At 71.2% G+C, this 16,898-nt stretch carries 17 protein-coding genes; 11 read left to right on the top strand and 6 right to left on the bottom strand.

Annotated features, from left to right (window positions below):
- The first annotated feature begins 5 nt into the window (after window positions 1–5).
- The 5 genes from AruCF_RS17610 to AruCF_RS17590 all read left to right on the top strand — a co-directional run bounded on the left by AruCF_RS17610 (window position 6) and on the right by AruCF_RS17590 (window position 5,424).
- Window positions 6–1,253 (top strand): D-amino acid dehydrogenase, encoded by a 1,248-nt coding sequence (locus AruCF_RS17610; protein WP_049074874.1) that lies wholly within the window; start codon window positions 6–8, stop codon window positions 1,251–1,253.
- A gap of 283 nt (window positions 1,254–1,536) precedes the next feature.
- Entirely contained in the window at window positions 1,537–2,451 is a 915-nt protein-coding gene (locus AruCF_RS17605; protein ID WP_049074872.1) for a DMT family transporter, read from the top strand.
- 80 nt (window positions 2,452–2,531) lie between these two features.
- Window positions 2,532–3,491: a proline dehydrogenase family protein gene (locus AruCF_RS17600; RefSeq protein ID WP_049074869.1), complete on the top strand. Its 960-nt coding sequence runs from the start codon at window positions 2,532–2,534 to the stop codon at window positions 3,489–3,491.
- Window positions 3,492–3,554: 63 nt separating this feature from the next.
- Window positions 3,555–4,364 carry a helix-turn-helix transcriptional regulator gene (locus tag AruCF_RS17595; protein ID WP_049074868.1) on the top strand — a complete coding sequence of 270 codons (810 nt, stop codon included), beginning with the start codon at window positions 3,555–3,557 and terminating at the stop codon, window positions 4,362–4,364.
- A 121-nt stretch (window positions 4,365–4,485) separates the two neighbouring features.
- On the top strand, window positions 4,486–5,424 hold the full coding sequence (locus AruCF_RS17590) for an alpha/beta hydrolase family protein (protein ID WP_049074866.1): 939 nt from the start codon (window positions 4,486–4,488) through the stop codon (window positions 5,422–5,424).
- Here the strand turns inward: AruCF_RS17590 and AruCF_RS17585 are convergent.
- Complete coding sequence (locus tag AruCF_RS17585; protein ID WP_049074864.1) at window positions 5,333–5,995, bottom strand: flavodoxin family protein; 663 nt, start codon at window positions 5,993–5,995, stop codon at window positions 5,333–5,335. The genes AruCF_RS17590 and AruCF_RS17585 overlap by 92 nt on opposite strands.
- 125 nt (window positions 5,996–6,120) lie before the next feature.
- Here AruCF_RS17585 and AruCF_RS17580 point away from each other — a divergent pair, with 125 nt between their 5' ends.
- Entirely contained in the window at window positions 6,121–7,005 is an 885-nt protein-coding gene (locus tag AruCF_RS17580) for a LysR substrate-binding domain-containing protein (protein WP_049074862.1), read from the top strand.
- Between the two features lie 37 nt (window positions 7,006–7,042).
- On the opposite strand, the gene AruCF_RS17575 is transcribed toward AruCF_RS17580, so the two are convergent.
- A complete protein-coding gene (locus tag AruCF_RS17575; RefSeq protein ID WP_372364239.1) occupies window positions 7,043–8,371 on the bottom strand; it encodes an MFS transporter in 1,329 nt (442 codons plus the stop codon).
- A 103-nt stretch (window positions 8,372–8,474) separates the two neighbouring features.
- On the opposite strand from AruCF_RS17575, the gene AruCF_RS17570 reads away from it, so the two are divergent.
- The 4 genes from AruCF_RS17570 to AruCF_RS17555 all read left to right on the top strand — a co-directional run bounded on the left by AruCF_RS17570 (window position 8,475) and on the right by AruCF_RS17555 (window position 12,119).
- Window positions 8,475–9,425 (top strand): LysR substrate-binding domain-containing protein, encoded by a 951-nt coding sequence (locus tag AruCF_RS17570; RefSeq protein WP_049077952.1) that lies wholly within the window; start codon window positions 8,475–8,477, stop codon window positions 9,423–9,425.
- A gap of 1 nt (window position 9,426) precedes the next feature.
- Window positions 9,427–10,314 (top strand): LysR family transcriptional regulator, encoded by an 888-nt coding sequence (locus tag AruCF_RS17565; protein WP_080977455.1) that lies wholly within the window; start codon window positions 9,427–9,429, stop codon window positions 10,312–10,314.
- A gap of 101 nt (window positions 10,315–10,415) precedes the next feature.
- Window positions 10,416–11,045 carry a glutathione S-transferase family protein gene (locus AruCF_RS17560; RefSeq protein WP_020927112.1) on the top strand — a complete coding sequence of 210 codons (630 nt, stop codon included), beginning with the start codon at window positions 10,416–10,418 and terminating at the stop codon, window positions 11,043–11,045.
- Window positions 11,046–11,075: 30 nt separating this feature from the next.
- Window positions 11,076–12,119 carry a pyridoxamine 5'-phosphate oxidase family protein gene (locus AruCF_RS17555; RefSeq protein ID WP_235432675.1) on the top strand — a complete coding sequence of 348 codons (1,044 nt, stop codon included), beginning with the start codon at window positions 11,076–11,078 and terminating at the stop codon, window positions 12,117–12,119.
- Window positions 12,120–12,188: 69 nt separating this feature from the next.
- Here AruCF_RS17555 and AruCF_RS17550 read toward each other — a convergent pair whose 3' ends face one another.
- Entirely contained in the window at window positions 12,189–12,647 is a 459-nt protein-coding gene (locus tag AruCF_RS17550) for a winged helix-turn-helix transcriptional regulator (protein ID WP_049077948.1), read from the bottom strand.
- Window positions 12,648–12,921: 274 nt separating this feature from the next.
- On the opposite strand from AruCF_RS17550, the gene AruCF_RS17545 reads away from it, so the two are divergent.
- Window positions 12,922–14,163 carry an MFS transporter gene (locus tag AruCF_RS17545; protein ID WP_049074856.1) on the top strand — a complete coding sequence of 414 codons (1,242 nt, stop codon included), beginning with the start codon at window positions 12,922–12,924 and terminating at the stop codon, window positions 14,161–14,163.
- A 21-nt stretch (window positions 14,164–14,184) separates the two neighbouring features.
- Here AruCF_RS17545 and AruCF_RS17540 read toward each other — a convergent pair whose 3' ends face one another.
- The 3 genes from AruCF_RS17540 to AruCF_RS17530 are packed head-to-tail and all read right to left on the bottom strand — an operon-like array spanning window position 14,185 to window position 16,741.
- On the bottom strand, window positions 14,185–14,925 hold the full coding sequence (locus tag AruCF_RS17540; RefSeq protein ID WP_049074853.1) for an ABC transporter ATP-binding protein: 741 nt from the start codon (window positions 14,923–14,925) through the stop codon (window positions 14,185–14,187).
- Window positions 14,913–15,731: an ABC transporter permease gene (locus AruCF_RS17535; RefSeq protein WP_231891719.1), complete on the bottom strand. Its 819-nt coding sequence runs from the start codon at window positions 15,729–15,731 to the stop codon at window positions 14,913–14,915. Before AruCF_RS17535 ends, AruCF_RS17540 begins: the two co-directional genes overlap by 13 nt.
- Window positions 15,728–16,741 (bottom strand): ABC transporter substrate-binding protein, encoded by a 1,014-nt coding sequence (locus tag AruCF_RS17530; RefSeq protein WP_049074850.1) that lies wholly within the window; start codon window positions 16,739–16,741, stop codon window positions 15,728–15,730. The genes AruCF_RS17535 and AruCF_RS17530 overlap by 4 nt, the downstream gene beginning before the upstream one ends.
- Between the last annotated feature and the right edge of the window lie 157 nt (window positions 16,742–16,898).

Below are 16,898 nucleotides of genomic sequence, written 5' to 3'. Positions count from 1 at the left end.
AGGGTATGCGCGTTTGCGTAATCGGTGCCGGCGTGGTGGGCGTGACCTCCGCTTACTTCCTGGCGCGCCAGGGCCATGACGTCGTGTTGGTCGACAGCCACGCCCATCCGGCCGAGGTTTCCAGCTACGCCAACGGCGGCCAGCTCAGCTACAGCTACGTCGCGCCGCTGGCGGGGCCGGGCGTGTTGCCGAGCGTGCCGGGCTGGCTGCTGCGCGAGGATTCGCCGCTGCGTTTCCGGCCGCGAATGGACCCGCACCAGTGGCGCTGGTGCCTGCGCTTCGCGCTGGCCTGCCGCGCCTCGGTGGCGCGCGAGTCCACCGCGCAATTGCAGGCGCTGTCGTTTCTCAGCCGCGACGCCATGCATGCCTTGCTGGAACAGGAAAACCTGGAATTCGGCCATCTGCGCAACGGCAAGCTGATCGCCTACCGCAGCGCGGCCCTGCTGGACAAGGCGCGCGCGCTGGTCGCCTACCAGGCGGCCCACGGCGCCGAGCAGCAGGTGCTGGACGCCGCCCAGACGTTGCAGCGCGAGCCGGCGCTGGCCGGCATGGGCGCCAGCCTGGCCGGCGCCATCTACACCCCGAGCGAAGAGGCGGGCGACTGCCGCCAATTCACGCAGGCGCTGTTCGAGCGGCTGCAAGCGCTGCCCAACGTGCAGTGCGCCATGTCCAATCCCGTCGCCGGCCTGCAGCGCGAGGGCAGGCGCATCGTCGCGGTGCGCGCCCAGGACGGCGACATTGGCGCGGACGCGGTGGTGCTGGCCACGGGCATCGGCACGCGCGCCTTGCTGCGACCGCTGGGCCACGATGTGCCGCTGTATCCGCTCAAGGGCTACAGCCTGACCGTGCCGCTGGCGGACGACGATACCGTGGCGCCGCGCATCAGCGTCACCGACTACGAGCGCCGCATCGTCTATGCGCGGGTCGGCGGGGTGCTGCGGATCGCGGCCATGGTGGACATCGGCAGCGCCAATGCCGACATCGATCCGGCTCGCATCGCGCTGCTCAAGCGCCAGGTGCGCGAGGCGTTTCCGGCGCTGGACCTGGCGCAGGCGATTCCCTGGGCCGGGTTGCGTCCGGCCACGCCCACCGGCAAGCCGCTGATCGGACGCAGTTCCGCCGCCGACAACCTGTGGCTGAACATCGGCCAGGGCGCGCTTGGCTTCACCCTGGCCTGCGGCAGCGCGGCGCTGCTGACGGCGCAGATGGGGGGGCTGGATACGCCGCTGGATCCGCTGCCGTTCAGACCCTGAGGGTGGGGCTGCGCCGCGGGGGGCTGCGCTTCGCGGGCCGGCACTTCGCGGGCCGGTATTTCCCGGACCTCCGCTGCCTGGGTCTCTGCTCCCCAGGCATGCATTCGCCGCCCACGACGGCCTGGGATATGGCGGCCTCGGGAATGTCCATTTCAAGATAGTCCCTGCCTGTTCATCGGCAGACGGGCGCTCGCACGCTCAATAGGATACCGGTCATCCGCCACCTGCGCGGCGCCGCGCGCCGCGGCGGAGAGCCGAATCCCCTTCCGCGAGTGAACCCATCATGTCCTACCTGTTTCCATTGTTCGCCATTCTGTTCTGGGCGGGCAATGTCATCGTCTCGAAGATGGCGGCCAGCGCCATTTCGCCCACCGCCATCACGTTCTACCGGCTGATCCTGGCGCTGGCGATCATGGGCCTGTTCACGGCCGTGCCGGCCTGGCGCAACCGCCATGTGATCCTGCGCCACTGGCCCAAGCTGGCGCTGTACGGCGGACTGTCGTCGGCGCTGTTCCAGGCGCTGTCGTACCGCGCCGCCGAGACCACCACCGCCACCAACATGGCGATCCTGACCGCGTTGATCCCGCTGCTGAGCATGCTGCTGAGCGTGGTCATCCTGCGCGATCCGCTGACCCTGGGCATGGCGGCCGGCGGGGCGCTGTCATTCCTGGGCCTGCTGTACCTGGTGGGGCAGGGCGAGATGCTGAGCGTGTTTCAGCACGGCATCCACGTGGGCGACGGCCTGATGCTGATGGCGGCGTTTTCCTACGCGCTGTACGGCGTGCTGCTGCGCCACTGGAAAGTGCCGCTGCCGGCGTGGCAGTCGACCTTCGTGCAGTCGATTTTCGCGCTGCTGTACATGCTGCCGCTGTACCTGCGGGTGCCGGCCGCGCAGGCGGCGCTGGACATGAAGACGATTCCGCTGATCCTGTATGCCGGCATTTTCTCTTCGGTGCTGCTGTCGTTCCTGTGGATCGAGGGCGTGCACCGCCTGGGGCCGAACCGCTGCAGCATCTTCATCAACCTGCTGCCGTTGTTCACCGCGCTGGCCGCATTCGTGTTGCTGCGCGAGCAGCTGCATTCCTACCACTTGCTGGGCGGCGCGGTGACCTTGCTGGGCGTGCTGCTGGCGCAGACGGTGCAGCGGCCGCTGTTCGGCCGCGCCCGGGCCGCCGCGCTGGCTGCCGGCAAGGCGTGACGCGCGCCGGCGCGGTTCACTCCCGTTCAAGACGGGACGAGGCCGGCGCCGCATAGTGGCTCTCTTTGAACGGAGAGCCCATGAGTCTTTTCCAGAAAACCGCCATCGCCCTGGCGCGCAGCCCGGGTGCCGGGCGCGCCATGCGCGCATTGGCCGCGCGCACCTCGCTGGCGCGCCGCTTTGTCGGCGGCGCCGATGTCGAGGCGGCGGTGCGCACCGCCGCGCGGCTGCGCGAGGCGCACGGCATCCGCGCTTCGCTGTTCTACCTGGGCGAATACGTGGCCGACCCGGCGGCGATCGAACACAACACGCAACAGGCCATGCAGGCCTGCGCCGCGCTGGGCCGGGCGGGGCTGGACGTGCACGTGTCGATCGATCCCACCGCCATTGGCTACATGCGCGACGATGCGCTGGGGCGCGGCAATGCCCGGCGCATCGCGGCGGCGGCGCGCCAGGCCGCGGGTGGCGGGCGCGACTGGGTGGTGCTGGACATGGAGGACTCGGGCCTGCGCGAACGCACCTGCGCCTTGCACGCGGAACTGCTGGGCGCCGGACTGCCCGCCGGCCTGACGCTGCAGGCGCGCCGGCGCCGCACGCCGGTCGACCTGGCCTGGGCCATCGGCCAGCGCACCTCGCTGCGGCTGGTCAAGGGGGCGTTCCCGGAACGCGCGCTGGATCATGCCGGCCGCGCCCATATCGACCAGGCCTATCTGGACGCGGCCGCCATCATGCTGTCGCCCCAGGCGCGCGCGGCCGGCTTCCTTCCGGTCTTCGGCACCCATGACGACCGCCTGGCCGGCGCCATCATGGCCTTGGCGCGCGAGCGCGGGTGGGGGGCGGACGAGTTCGAGTTCGAGATGCTCTATGGCGTGCGGCCCGATTGGCAATTGGCGCTGCGGCGCCTGGGCTACGCCGTCCGGGTGTACCTGCCATTCGGGGCGGACTGGTGGCCCTATGCGGTCCGGCGGGTGGGCGAGCATCCGCGCAATGCGTGGCTGCTGGCGCGGTCGCTGGCCGCGGAAGGGGACTATTTCGGGTAGCCTGTCGCCAGTGGCCGGGCTTGCCGAGGCCGCGCCCGAGCGTTTTTCACTGGCGGTTTTCCGATGGCGGTTTCCCAACATATCTGGCATTGCGGCGCCGGCCTGCCCGGCGATGTGCTGATCGCCGACCTGCGCGCCTACCGGTACGATGCGCATTTCCACGACGCCTGGTCGATCGGCGCCATCGCGCGCGGGCGCTGCGCCTTCACGGTGCACGGCCGCCCCTTCGAGGCGGGCGAGGGCGATCTGGTGGTGATCGCGCCGGGCCAGGTGCATACCGGCGGCACGTCGGCCGGCCTGCTCGCCTACCGCATGGCGTACATCGAGCCGGCCTGGTTCCAGCAGCACGCCCTGGCGCTGCGCGAGGGCGGATTGGACCTGCCCGGGCCGGTGATTCGCGACGCGTCCCTGTGCGCGCAATGGCTGGCCGCGCTGGCGCCTGACCATACCGATGACGCGGCGCGCCGCGGCGACCTGTCGGCGGCGCTGTTCCGGCTGTTGGCGGCGCATGGGCGAGCGCCCGCCGAGGCGGCGCGAGATGGCGCCGACGTGTGCGAACTGCTGTGGCAAAGGATGCGGGCCGATCCCGCCTGCGCGCCCGACCTGGAGGCGCTGGCGCGGGCCGATGGCCGCCACCGCAGCACCCTGGTCAAGCAGTTCGCGCGCCGCTACGGTCTGCCGCCGCAGGCCTGGCTGCGCAATTGGCGGGTGGCGCGCGCCCGCGCGCTGCTGCGCGGCGGGCTGCCGCTGGCGGAGGCGGCGCTGGCGGTGGGCTTTGCCGACCAGGCGCACCTGACGCGGGTGTTCAAGCAGGTCTATGGCAGTCCGCCCGGCGTGCTGCGTCGATCGGCGGCCCGCAAACCGGCCGAATGACATTCCTATAGATCATGTAATGAGCGATGAATGATCGGTTGAATCAGGAGTTTTTACCGGATTTAATCGCTTCATGTGGCGTCCGTTGATGCCGTATTGATTGATTCATGGGAATGTGAAGATGGACTCGCAACGCATCACGCTGCGCGCCGCGGACGGCGTGCCGCTGGGAGGCTACGTGTGGCGCCACGCCGACCCCGATCCGGCCGGCCCGCGTCCGGTGGTGGTCATCAATGCCGCCACCTCGGTGCGCTGCCGCTATTACGCGCGCTTCGCGGCCTACCTGCACCAACACGGTTTCGATGTGCTGACCTACGACTATCGCGGCATCGGCGAGTCGCGTCCGGCGTCGCTGCGCGGTTTCCGGGCGTCCTGGATGGATTGGGGCGAAAAGGATTTCGAGGCGGTGCTGGGGTATGTGCGCCACCATTTTCCGGGCCAGCCGGTGGACGTGGTGGCGCACAGCATCGGCGGCTTCGTCACCGGGCTGGCGCCGTCGGCCAGCGGGTTGCGGCGGATTTTCACCATGGGGGCGCAATATGCCTACTGGCGCGATTACGCCGCCGGCCAGCGCCTGCGCATGCTTGCCAAGTGGCATGTGGTGATGCCGCTGCTGGCCGCCTGCCTGGGTTACTTCCCCGGGCGTCGGCTGGGCTGGCTGGAGGACACGCCGCGCGGGGTGGTGCGTGACTGGAGTTTCATGGGCGCGCGCTTCGAGGGGCGCGGCGGGCCGGATCGCCGCGTCGCCGCGATGGCGGCGGTGACCGCCCCGATTCTGGCGCTCAGCGTCACCGATGACGAATTCGGCACCGAGGCCGCCATCGCCCGGCTGCTGGCGTATTTCACCGGCAGCGCCCGCACTCACCTGCGCCTGGCGCCGGCCTCGCTGGGGTTGGACGCGATCGGCCATTTCGCTTTTTTCCATGACCGCTTTCGCGACACGCTGTGGCCGATCGCCCTGGGCTGGCTCAGCCGCGGGGAGCGGCGGCTGGCGGGGGCGACGCCCATACGTTGTGACTGCGTGGCGTCTCTAGCCGATAGTCCGAGTATTTCCGCGTGAAGAACTCCGCGCCCAGCGTTTCGGCCGCCAGCAACGGATTGCGGGGATCCGCCGCGATCTCGCCGCGGCTGTTGCCGGCGCCGTGAACCACCCCGACGAAATCGGTGTGGGTGTAGCGCGCGAATTCCTGCACCTGGTGCACCACGCCCAGGATCGCGCCGGGATAGGTTTCCTCGGACGCCACCGCCAGGGCCAGGCGCTTGCCGGCCATACGCGCCTTGACCGCCTCGGGTTCGGGGCCGGTGCCGGCGTAATGCGTGAACGAGCGGTCGAAGAATGCCTTGGTCTGCGCCGACATGCCGTACCAGTAGAGCGGGGTGCAGAACAGCACGCCGTCGGCGGGCAGGAAGTGTTCCAGGAACAGCTCGGCGTAGCGGTCGTCCGGCGCCGAGGCATGGCGCAGGTCCGGCAGGAAACCCTTGATGTAGTCCTCCAGGAACAGCAGGCTGGCGTGGCTGCCGGCGGCCTGCGCGCCGCGTTGCGCCGCGGCACCGAGCGCGGCGCTGTTGCCGTCGCGGCGAGGGCTGCCGGCCAGGATCAGCAGGCGCTTGGATTGATGAGCTGGATTCATGTTTGGATGCCTCGATGAACGAAACGAAAAGGGAAGATACAAAGCAAAATTTACGCAGCGGCGCGTATCGGGACAAACGAGGATTTCTTGGCTAAGATGAGTTGAATTCATCTGGATGGCACGCCATGTTTGCTTCCCTGCCGGTCACCGCCCTGCGCGCCTTCGAGGCCGCCGCGCGCTTGCGCAGCTTCAAGGCGGCCGCGGCCGAGCTGGCCGTGACGCCCACGGCGGTTTCGCATCAGATCAAGGCGCTGGAGCGCCACGCCGGCGTGGCCTTGTTCGACCGGGTGCCGCAGGGCGTGCGCCTGACCGACGCCGGCGCGCGGCTGTTCGCCAGCGCGCACGGCGCCTTGTTGGACATCGCCCAGACGCTGGATGCGCTGCGGCCGGCCAGCGCGGCCGGCGCGCTGACGCTGTCCACCACGCATTCGTTCGCGGCGCTCTGGCTGGTGCCGCGGCTGGGCCGCTTCTACCAGGCCTATCCGCAGTACCAATTGCGCCTGCAGGCGCAGGCCGAGACGATCGACCTGCTGCAGGACGCCAGCGTCGACGTGGCGATCCGCTACAGCCGCCAGCGCTATCCCCTGCTGCACGCGTCGTGCACGCTGCAGGAGCGGTTCGGGGTCTACGGCGCGCCCGCGGTGGTGGCGCAGGCGCGGCGGGCGCGCCCCGCGCTGGTGACCGTGCGTTGGCGCGATTCGGCGCTGTATGACGAGGGCTGGCTGCAGTGGTGCGAGGCGGCCGGGCTGCCGGCCTGGCGCAAACCGGCGGCGCTGCACGCCTATGCGGAAGAGCACTACGCGTTGCAGGCGGCCATCGCGGGGCAGGGACTGGTGCTGGCCAGTTCGGTCATGGTTTCGGATAGTGTCGCGGCCGGCACGCTGGTGCCGCTGCGTCCCGAGGTCAGCGTGGCCGGCGCGGCCTACACCGCGCTGTGCGCGCCGGGGCGCGAGCGCCATCCGCCGGTCAAGGCGTTCCTGGCGTGGCTGCGGCAGGAATTCAAGGACTAGCGGCGGCGTTGGTCGATGCGTGCCGGTCGACGCGCATTCACGGCCGTGCCGGTCGCGGCAACAGCGGCAAGATTGCCAGCATGGCGCCGCCGGCGGCCAGCCAGGCCAGCGGCCAGGACGTGGCCGCCACCAGCCGCGGCAGCGCCAGCGGCGTCAGGAACAATCCCAGGTAGCCGCAGGTGTTGGCCAGCCCCAGCGCGGTGCCGGCGCGGGCGGCGCCGGCCAGCGTGACCAGTTCGGTGTAGGCCACGCCGTGCCAGGCCGAGGCGCAGATGCCGGCGGCGGCCAGCAGCACGGGCACGGCCAGCAGCGCCGCGCGGTTGCCGGGGACCGCGCCCTGGAGCCAGGCCGCGGCCGCCAGCGCCACGAACAACGCACAGCCCAGCCAGACGCAGCCGCGCAGGTAGGCGCGGCGATTGCCGTGGCGGTCGGTCCAGCGGCCGCTGGCGATGCGCGCCACCATGGCGCCCAGTTGCACCGCCACCATCACGGCGGTCAGCGTGGCGATGCCGGCGCCGCTGAAGTCATGCAGGAATACGGTGGCGAACGTCAGCACCGCGAATTGCGGGCAGCAGAGCAGGCCGATCGCCACCGCCGCGCGCCATACCCTGGCGTCGCGCAGGGGGCTCGACGCGGCGGCGATCGGCGTGTGGGTTGCGGCTCGGGAGCGCGGGGAGGTTGTCGGGGTGTTGTCGCCGGCGTGGGAGGCGGCGGTGGAGCCGGCCGCCGTGGCGGGGTGCGCCCGATCCGGCTCGCGCAGCCATCCCAGCGTCAGCAGCGCGGCGCCCGCGCACAGGCCGGCCAGCAGGCCGAAGACCGCGCCGAAACCGGCCCGCGACGCCAGCCAGGGCAGCACCAGCGCGCCCAGTCCGCCGCCCAGCGGCACGGCGGTCTGGCGGATGCTCATCGCCAGGCCGCGCTCGCCTTCGTCGAACCACGCCATCACCGCGCGACCGCTGGCGCCGTTGACGCTGCCGCCCATCACGCCCACCAGCAGCAGGCCCAGCGCCAGCAGCCACAAGGCGGGCGCGACGCCGTGGGCCGGCGCGGCGAACAGACTCATCCAGGCCAGCGCCGCGGCCGTCGCGCCCAGGCCGCCCAGCAGCACCGGCCGGTCGCCCCAGCGGTCGGCCAGCAGGCCCCAGGGCAGCTCGAACAACGCCACGCCCAGGCCGAGCACGCCGAGCGCCAGGCCCAGGGCGTCGTTGTCCAGTTGATAGTCCGCGCGCAGGAAGACGGCGGTGGCGGGCAGGCCGGCCGCCGCCGCGGAGAAGGCAGCATTGGCGACCACCCCCACCGACAGCACCTTCCAGCGGTGGGCGGGGCGCGCGGCAGGGGTTGGGGCGGAAAGCACGGAGGCGGGCAGGGACATGACGGTTCCAGATGGGATTGACGCGGCAAAGTCTGCGCCCGTAACATCATTCTGAAAATCGGGAAATTTTTAATTAAAGGTTTTGAAAAACAGGATGATCAGGCCTGTCACCTTTGACCTGGACGTGCTGCGCAGCTTCGTCGCGGGGGTGGAGCTGGGCAGCTTCGGCCGCGCGGCCGACCGCCTCGGGCGCTCGACTTCGGCCGTCAGCGCGCAGTTGAAAAAACTCGAGGAACAGGCCGGCGTGCCGCTGCTGCGCAAGGCCGGTCGCGGCCTGGCGCTGACCGACGCGGGCGAGACCATGCTGGCGTACGCGCGCCGGCTGCTGGATCTGAACGATCAGGCTTCGGTGGCGGTGCGCGGCACGCGCCTGCAGGGGCGGGTGCGCCTGGGGCTGCAGGAGGATTTCGGCGAGATCCTGCTGCCGCGCGTGCTGGGCCAGTTCGCCCGCGCCCATCCGCAGGTGCGGATCGAAGCGAGGGTGGCGCGCAATGCCGAGCTGCTCGAACGCGTGGAGGCGGGCGAACTGGACCTGGCGCTGGCCTGGGACCATGACGCGGCGCGGCCGCATGGCCAGCGGCTGGCTGAACTGCCGCTGTGCTGGATCGGTCCGGCCGCGACGGGCCCGGCGCGCGATGCCGACGGCGCCTGGCCGCTGGTGGCGTTCGAGGCGCCCTGCCTGTTCCGCAGCCGCGCCACCGATGCCCTGGACCGCGCCGGCATCGCCTGGACCTCGGCATTCATCAGCCCCAGCCTGGCGGGCCTGTGGGCGGCGGTCAGCGCGGGGCTGGGGCTGATGGTGCGCACGCCGCTGGGGCTGCCCGCCGGGTTGCGGGTGATGGCGCCGGGCGAGCAGGGCCTGCCGTCGTTGCCGCCGTTGTCGCTGTCGCTGTATCACGCGCAAGGCCGGCCCGGTCCGGTGGCCGCGGCCCTGGCCGATATCGTGCGGCGCTGCGTGCGCGACAGCGTCGCGGCGCTGCCGGCCATGCCGGGCCTGCCGGCGCGCGTCCCTTCCGAGGAGGCCGAGCGCCTTGAACCGATTCCATGAAATGACTGTTTTCCTGGCGGTGGCCGAGGCCCAGAGCTTCGCCGCCGCCGCGCGCCGGCTGGCGATGTCGGCGCCGAGCGTGACGCGCAGCGTCGCGGCGCTGGAGCGCCGGCTGGGCACGCTGCTGCTGGTGCGCACCACCCGCAGCCTGCGCCTGACCGAAGCCGGCCAGCGCTACGCGGCCGACTGCCGCGCCATTCTTGAAGCCGTGGAGCAGGCCGACGACGCCGCCGCCGGGGCGATGGCGGCGCCGCGCGGATCGCTGCACATCACCGCGCCGGCGCGCTTCGGTGAACTGCACGTGATGCCGGCGGTGCTGGGCTACCTGCGCCAGCACCGCGAGGTATCGGTGAACGCCCTGCTGGTGGACCGCGTGGTGAACCTGCTGGACGAGGGCGTGGACGTGGCGGTGCGCATCGGCGCCTTGCCCGACTCCACCCTGACGGCGGTGCCGGTGGGGCAGGTGCGGCGGGTGGTGTGCGCCTCGCCAGAGTTCCTGCGACGCCATGGCACGCCCGACAGCCCTGACGCGCTGGCGCGCTTTTGCACCATCACGGCGGCGATGGAAGGGCGCGGCGCGCAATGGCGTTTCCTGCAGGACGGCCAGCCGCGGCGCCTGCCGCTGGCATCGCAGTTGACGGTGACCTCGTTCCAGGCCGCGGTGGCGGCGGCCTGCGAGGGCTGGGGGCTGACCCAGGTGGTGTCCTACCAGGTGGCGCGCGACCTGGCCAGCGGCGCCTTGCAGGTGGTGCTGCGCGATTACGAAATGGCGCCGCTGCCGGTGCACGTGGTGTATCCGGAAGGGCGCAAGAGTTCGGCCAAGGTGCGCAGCTTCGTCGACTTCTGCGTCGACGCGCTGCGCCGCGACCTGGCGGCCCTGCCGGCTTGATCCTTTCACTGGCGGCAATGGTGTCTTGCGCGCCATGGCCGTTCCCCGGCGGGCGCGGGCGGTTCAAGATGGAGGCCTGTTTCCGCTATCCGAGATGCCCCATGTCCGCCGCTCCCCTGACGTTCTACAGTTTTCCCCTGTCCGGCCATTCGCACCGCGTGGCCCTGATGCTGTCGCTGCTGGATGTGCCGCACCGCAATGTCGAAGTCGATCTGCGCAGCGGCGCGCAGAAGCGGCCCGAGTTCCTGGCGCTGAACGCGTTCGGCCAGGTGCCGGTGATCGACGACAACGGTGTGGTGGTGGCCGATTCCACCGCGATCCTGGTGTACCTGTGCAAGCGCTACAACGGCCAGGCCTGGCTGCCCGAGGACGCGGTGGGCGCGGCGGCGGTGCAGCGCTGGCTGTCGGCCGCCTCCGGCCCGCTGGCGGCCGGCCCGGCCGCGGCGCGGCTGGTGACGGTGTTCGGCGCCCCGTATGACGTGCCGGCCACGCTGGCGCGCGCGCATGCCTTGCTGGCGGTGATGGAGCGGGAGCTTGCGGCCACCGGCTACCTGGCCGGCGCCGCGCCGACGCTGGCCGACGTGGCCTGCTACACCTACGTGGCGCATGCGCCGGAAGGCAACGTGTCGCTGGCGGATTATCCGCGGGTGCGCGACTGGCTGGCGCGGATCGAGGCGCTGCCGCGCTTCGTGCCGATGGTGGCGTCTCCCGTGGGATTGCGGGCGGCGTGAACGCAAGCGCCCGCGCGCAAGGAGCCTGACATGAATACGACCACGACGAGTCCGCTTGGCGCCGCGCCGGCCGGCGGTTCGACGGCTGCCACGACGGCGACCGGCCAGCCGGCCGCGGCCGCGCCCGCGACGCCCTGGCACGCGGGCGAACTGCGGTTGCAGGCGCATATCGGCATGGCCGAGCGCATGGCGCAGGTGGGCGCCAAAGTGATCCGGCCGTACATGCCGGACCAGCACCGCGCTTTCTTCGCGCAACTGCCGTTCCTGGTGGCGGGCGCGGTCGATGGCCAGGGCGATCCCTGGGCCGGCGTGCTGGAGGGCGAGCCGGGCTTCGCCGTGTCGCCCGACCCGCAGACCCTGCAGGTGGCCGCGCTGCCGGATGCCGATGATCCGCTGCGCGCCGGCCTGGGGCCGGACCAGCCGGTGGGCCTGCTGGGCATCGAACTGCACACGCGCCGCCGCAACCGCATGAACGGCCGCATCACCGCCTGGGACGGCAGGCGTTTCGCGGTCACGGTGGCCGAGTCGTTCGGCAACTGCCCACAGTACATCCAGGCGCGCGATTTCCATTTCTCGCGCTCGCCGGCCTTGCGTTTTCCGGGGGCGGCGCGCGAGCGGGCGGGGCTGGCCGAGGCCGACCGGGCGCTGATCGCGCGCGCCGACACGCTGTTCGTGGCGACCTATGCCGACACCGACGAGGCCGGCCGCCGGATCGACGTCTCGCACCGTGGCGGCATGCCGGGGTTCGTGCGCGTCGACGGCGACACGCTGACGATCCCGGATTTCTCCGGCAACCGCTTTTTCAATACGCTGGGCAACATGGTGCTCAATCCGCGCGCCGGGCTGCTGTTCATCGATTTCGAGCGCGGCGACGTGTTGCAGGTGTCGGGGCGCGCCGAGGTGATCCTGGACAGTCCGGAGATCGCCACCTTCGCGGGGGCCGAGCGGTTGTGGCGCGTCCACGTGCGGCGGGTGCGGGCCAGGCCGGGCGCGCTGGCGCTGCGTTGGCGCTTTGGCGGCTATTCGCCGACCGCGTTGGCCACGGGGCAGTGGCCGCAGGCCGCCACGGCCTGACGCGGGACCGCTCGCCGGGCGCCGCGCGCGGCGACTGCCTGAGCGGCCAATGGCGGGGGGGCGCTAGGGTCAGGCGCGGTCGGCGCCGACCTTGCGCACCACGGTGTCGTCCGGCGCCAGCACGCGGCCGTCCTGGGCGCGGATCTCCAGGCGCCGCACCGGCTGGCCGCGCTTGCGGTCGATGAGTGTGGAGTGCGGCTCGGCGGGGCCGTAGTAATGGTCTTGGCCCCATTGGCGCAGGCCGACGATGACGGGAAACAGCGCCTGGCCTTTTTCCGTCAGCACGTATTCCTGGTAGGCGCTGCCGTCGGACGCCGGCACGGCCGCCAGGATGTCGTGCGCGACCAGGGTGCGCAGGCGGTCGCTGAGGATGTTCTTGGCCACGCCGAGGCTTTTCTGGAATTCGCCGAAGCGGCGCACGCCGTCGAAGGCGTCGCGCACGATCAATAGTGACCACCAGTCGCCGATGGCGTCCAGCGCGCGCGCCACCGGGCAGGCGGCGCCTTCGAGACTGGTGCGTTTCACCATGTCGTCCTGACCTTTGCCGCGCATCGCGGCGGGGAGAGATGTCGAATGTTTGGTTGCATTATAAAACCTTGAGGTCTAGCATTCTGGTTTTGTAATGAAACTACTTGAGGCCATCATGCCAGATCAGACCGATCCTGCCCCTGCTGCTCCGCCATCTCCTTCATCTCCTTCATCGCCGGCATCCACGGCGTCTAAGGAATCCACAGCATCCGCGGCATTCGCGGCCTCTGCGGCATCCACGGCACCCGCTGCATCCACGGCATCCGCTGCATACATGGCATCCGCTGCATCTGCGCCCGCCACGCCATCCGCCGATCGCCTGCCCGCCGCCCTGGTGCTGCTGCTGGCCGTGGCCTGCGCCTTGAGCGTGGCCAACGTCTACTACGCGCAACCGCTACTGGACGCCATGGGCCGCGAGTTCCGCCTGGACGAGGGCGCGGTGGGCATCGTCGTCACCGCGACGCAGCTGGGCTGCGCGCTGGCGCTGGTGCTGGTGGTGCCGCTGGGCGACCTGCTCGACCGGCGCCGCCTGATGCTGGCGCAACTGGGGCTGCTGGTGCTGGCGCTGGCCGCGGTGGCGCTGGCGTCCGCCGCTCCCTGGCTGCTGGCCGGGATGCTGGCGCTGGGCCTGCTCGGCACCGCCATGACGCAGGGCCTGCTGGCGCTGTCGGCGGCGCTGGCCGCGCCGGGCGAACGCGGGCGGGTGGTGGGCGCGGTGCAGGGGGGCGTGGTGATCGGCCTGCTGCTGGCGCGGACCCTGGCGGGCGCCGTGGCCGACCTGTGGGAATGGCGCGCGGTCTACCTGGTGTCCGCCGGCCTGGCCGCGTTGCTGGCCCTGGCGCTGGCTCGCTGGCTGCCGCGCCGCGCCTTGCCGACCGCGGGGCTGGGCTACGGCGCGCTGCTGCGCTCGATGTTCACGCTGCTGGCGCACGAGCGGGTGCTGCGGGTGCGCGGCATGATCGCGCTGTTGATGTTCGCCGTCTTCAGCGCGTTCTGGACGGCGCTGGTGCTGCCGTTGAGCGCGCCGCCGTATTCGCTGACGCACACCGCGGTGGGCGCGTTCGGGCTGGTGGGCGTGGCCGGGGTGCTGGTGGCGGCGCGGGCCGGCCGGCTGGCCGATCGCGGCCATGCGCAACTGACCACCGGCGCGGGCCTGGCGCTGCTGTGCCTGGCCTGGGTGCCGATCGCCTTCCTGGACCGCAGCCTGTGGGCGCTGGCGCTGGGCGTGCTGGTGCTGGACATCGCGGCGCAGGCGCTGCACGTGACCAACCAGGCCATGATCTTTTCCATCAGCGCGCAGGCGCACAGCCGGCTGGTCGGCGGCTACATGATGTTCTATGCGGTGGGCAGCGGACTCGGGGCGATCGCCTCGACCTTCGTCTATGCGCGCGCGGGCTGGCTGGGCGTGTGCGCGCTGGGCCTGGGACTGAGCCTGGCGGCGACGCTGTTCTGGGCGCTGACGCTGCCGCGCAAGGCGGCGCCGGCGCCGGACTGCGCGGTTGCGCGGCGGGCGTGAGGCCACGCCGGCGCGGTCGGCTCAGTGATGTTCGAGCGTATGGGCGATGGCCGCCACCTGCCGCGCGAACGCCGGATCGGCGCGGTCGCGCGGCCGCGGCAGGTCGATGTCGTAGTGGCCCGCGATGTTGGCCGGGCGGCCGCCCAGCACCACCACCTTGTCGGCCAGGAACACCGCTTCCTCGATGTCGTGGGTGACGAACAGCACCGCCGCGCCGGAGGCCTGCCACACGCGGATCAGCTCCTGCTGCAGGTTGCGGCGGGTGATGGCGTCGACCGCGCTGAAGGGTTCGTCCATCAGCAGCAGGTCGGGCTTGACGGCCAAGGCGCGGGCGATGCCGACGCGCTGCGCCTGGCCGCCGGACAACTGATGCGGCCAGCGGCGGCCGTAGTCGCCCAGGCCGGTCAGTTGCAGCGCGGCATCGATGCGCTGTTGGCGTTCCTGGCGGTCCAGTCCCAATCCTTCCAGGCCATAGCCGACGTTGCCGCCGACCGTGCGCCACGGCATCAGGCGGCTGTCCTGGAATACCACCGCGCGGCTGCGGCGCCCGGGGCGCGCGGGCGCCTGGAAGCGCACTTCGCCGCCGGCGGGGTCGGCCAGGCCGGCCGCCGCGCGCAGCAGCGTGGATTTGCCCACGCCCGAGCCGCCCACCACGGCCACGAAGCTGCCCGCCTCGATCGCCAGCGACAGGCCCTGGATCACCGGCGCGTCGGCGCCCGGATGTTGGTACGAGAGTTTCGAGAATTCGATCACGGACGCCATTGCAGCACCTTGCTTTCGACCATCGAGAACGCCAGGTCGCACAGCGTGTAGACCAGCGAGATGATCAGCATGTAGACCACCACCGCGTCGTAGGCGCCAACGCCGGCGGCGGCATTCATTTCCTGGCCCATGCCGGGCACGCCCAGCAGTTCGGCGGCGATCAGTGTCATCCAGGCCTGGCCGATGCCGGTGCGCACGCCCGACAGCGCGCCGGGCGCGATGGCCGGCAGCGTCACGCCCAGCGCGCGCGCCAGGTAGCCGCCGTGGCCGAAGGCGCGCGCCAGTTCGTAGTAGCGCGGATCGACGTTGCGCACCGCGCTGTAGGTGGCGAAGTAGTTGACCCAGAACACGCCGATGGCGATGACGAAGGCGGCGCCGGCATGGCTGACCTTGAACCAGGCGATGGCGAACACCACCCAGGCCAGCGGCGGGATCGGCCGCAGGATGCGCGCCAGGTAGGCTTGCGCCAGGTCGAAGCGCGGCAGCGTCGCGGCCGCCAGGCCCACGCCGAAGCCGAGCGCGGTGCCGGCGGCCAGGCCCCAGAAGTAATGCACCAGGCTGGAGCCGATGGCCGGCAGCAGCCGGCCCGACTGCCATTCCTGGACCAGCGTGGCGGGCAGCGCGAAGGGATCGGGCAGGGTGCCCGCGGGCGCCCATTGCCAGATCAGCGCGGCCTTCCAGATGGCGATGAAGAGGGCCAGTCCGCCGATGCCGTAAGCCGCGCGGCGCACGGCGGCAAACCCCGGCGGCGCGCCCTTGCGGGCTTGCGGCGCGGGCGCGGCCAAGGCGGGGGCGGTCTGGCTCATGGCTTCCCGGCCTTGTCGTAGAAGCGGGTGTCGAACAGCTGCTTGACGTCGACCTTGGCGGCCTCGACCGTGCCCAGGCTGGCCTGGAAGGTCTGCAGCTCGGCGGTGGCGTCGACGATGGCGTGCGGATCGGCCACGAACTGGTCATGCGAATTGCGGATGGCCTTTTCGACCAGCGCGCGGTCCAGGCGGCCGCCGCCGACGTATTTCTGCACGTGGCCCGCGGCGCGGGCCGGATCGTTCTTGAGTAGGGCGGTGGCGGCGAGCTGGGCGTCGACCAGCTGCTGCACGGCCTCGGGGTGCTCGGCGATCAGCTTGTCGCGCACCAGCAGTACGGCGCCGGGCTGGTTCGGGAATAGTTGCGAGCCGCGCGCCACCACGCGCGAATCGGGCGCGCGGGTCAGCACGGTGGTGACGGTGGGTTCGAGGATGGCGGCGCCGTCAATGGCGCCGGTCAGCAGCGACTGCTGGATCTGCGCCTCGCCCTGGTAGATCAGCTCCAGGCTGGCCGGGTCGGCCTTGAGGCGGTTGCGCAGCCAGTATTGCAGCGCGGCCTCGGGCACGGCGCCCTTGGGGTAGCTGGCGATGACGGGCTTTCTGCCCTTGTCCTTGGCGAAGCGGGCGAACGCGGTGGCCGCATCGCCCGAGGCGAAATACGGCGCCAGCGTGCCCAGCGCGACCACGTTGACCTGCTCGACGATGTTGGAAGCCACCACCTTGATGCCGGCGCCCTTGGCGCTGGCCACCAGCGCCGGGCCGATGCCGACGTAGGCCACGTCCAACTGGCCGGCCAGCAGCGCCTGCGTCAGCGCGGGGCCGCTCTGGAACTGCACCAGCTTGGGCGCGGGCGCGCCCTTGGCCTGCAAGGTGCCTTCCTCCAGCGCCACGAACAATTGCGCGTCCGGCAGGATCGGCAGGTAGCCGATTTCCAGCGCGGGCGGCGCGGCGTGGGCGGGAGCAACGGCGAAAGCGGTGGCGGTGAGCGCGGCGGAAAGCAGCTTGCGAAGCATGGGGGAAGGGTCCTGAACTACGCCTTGGTACGGCTGGCGTCTTGCCTGCGGGCAGGATTTCCGATGTCCGCTTAATAATTTTAGATATGTTTATTTCTTTTCTTTATTCTTTTTGGTTATATGTTTAACCGCGCCGCCAACCGGGGTTCGACAGCGC

It is taken from the genome of Achromobacter ruhlandii (assembly GCF_002082135.1).
GTDB classification, from domain to species: Bacteria; Pseudomonadota; Gammaproteobacteria; order Burkholderiales; family Burkholderiaceae_B; genus Achromobacter; species Achromobacter ruhlandii.
The sequence above is the reverse complement of the archived record's forward strand: the minus strand, read 5'-3'. Positions and strand labels throughout refer to the sequence as shown.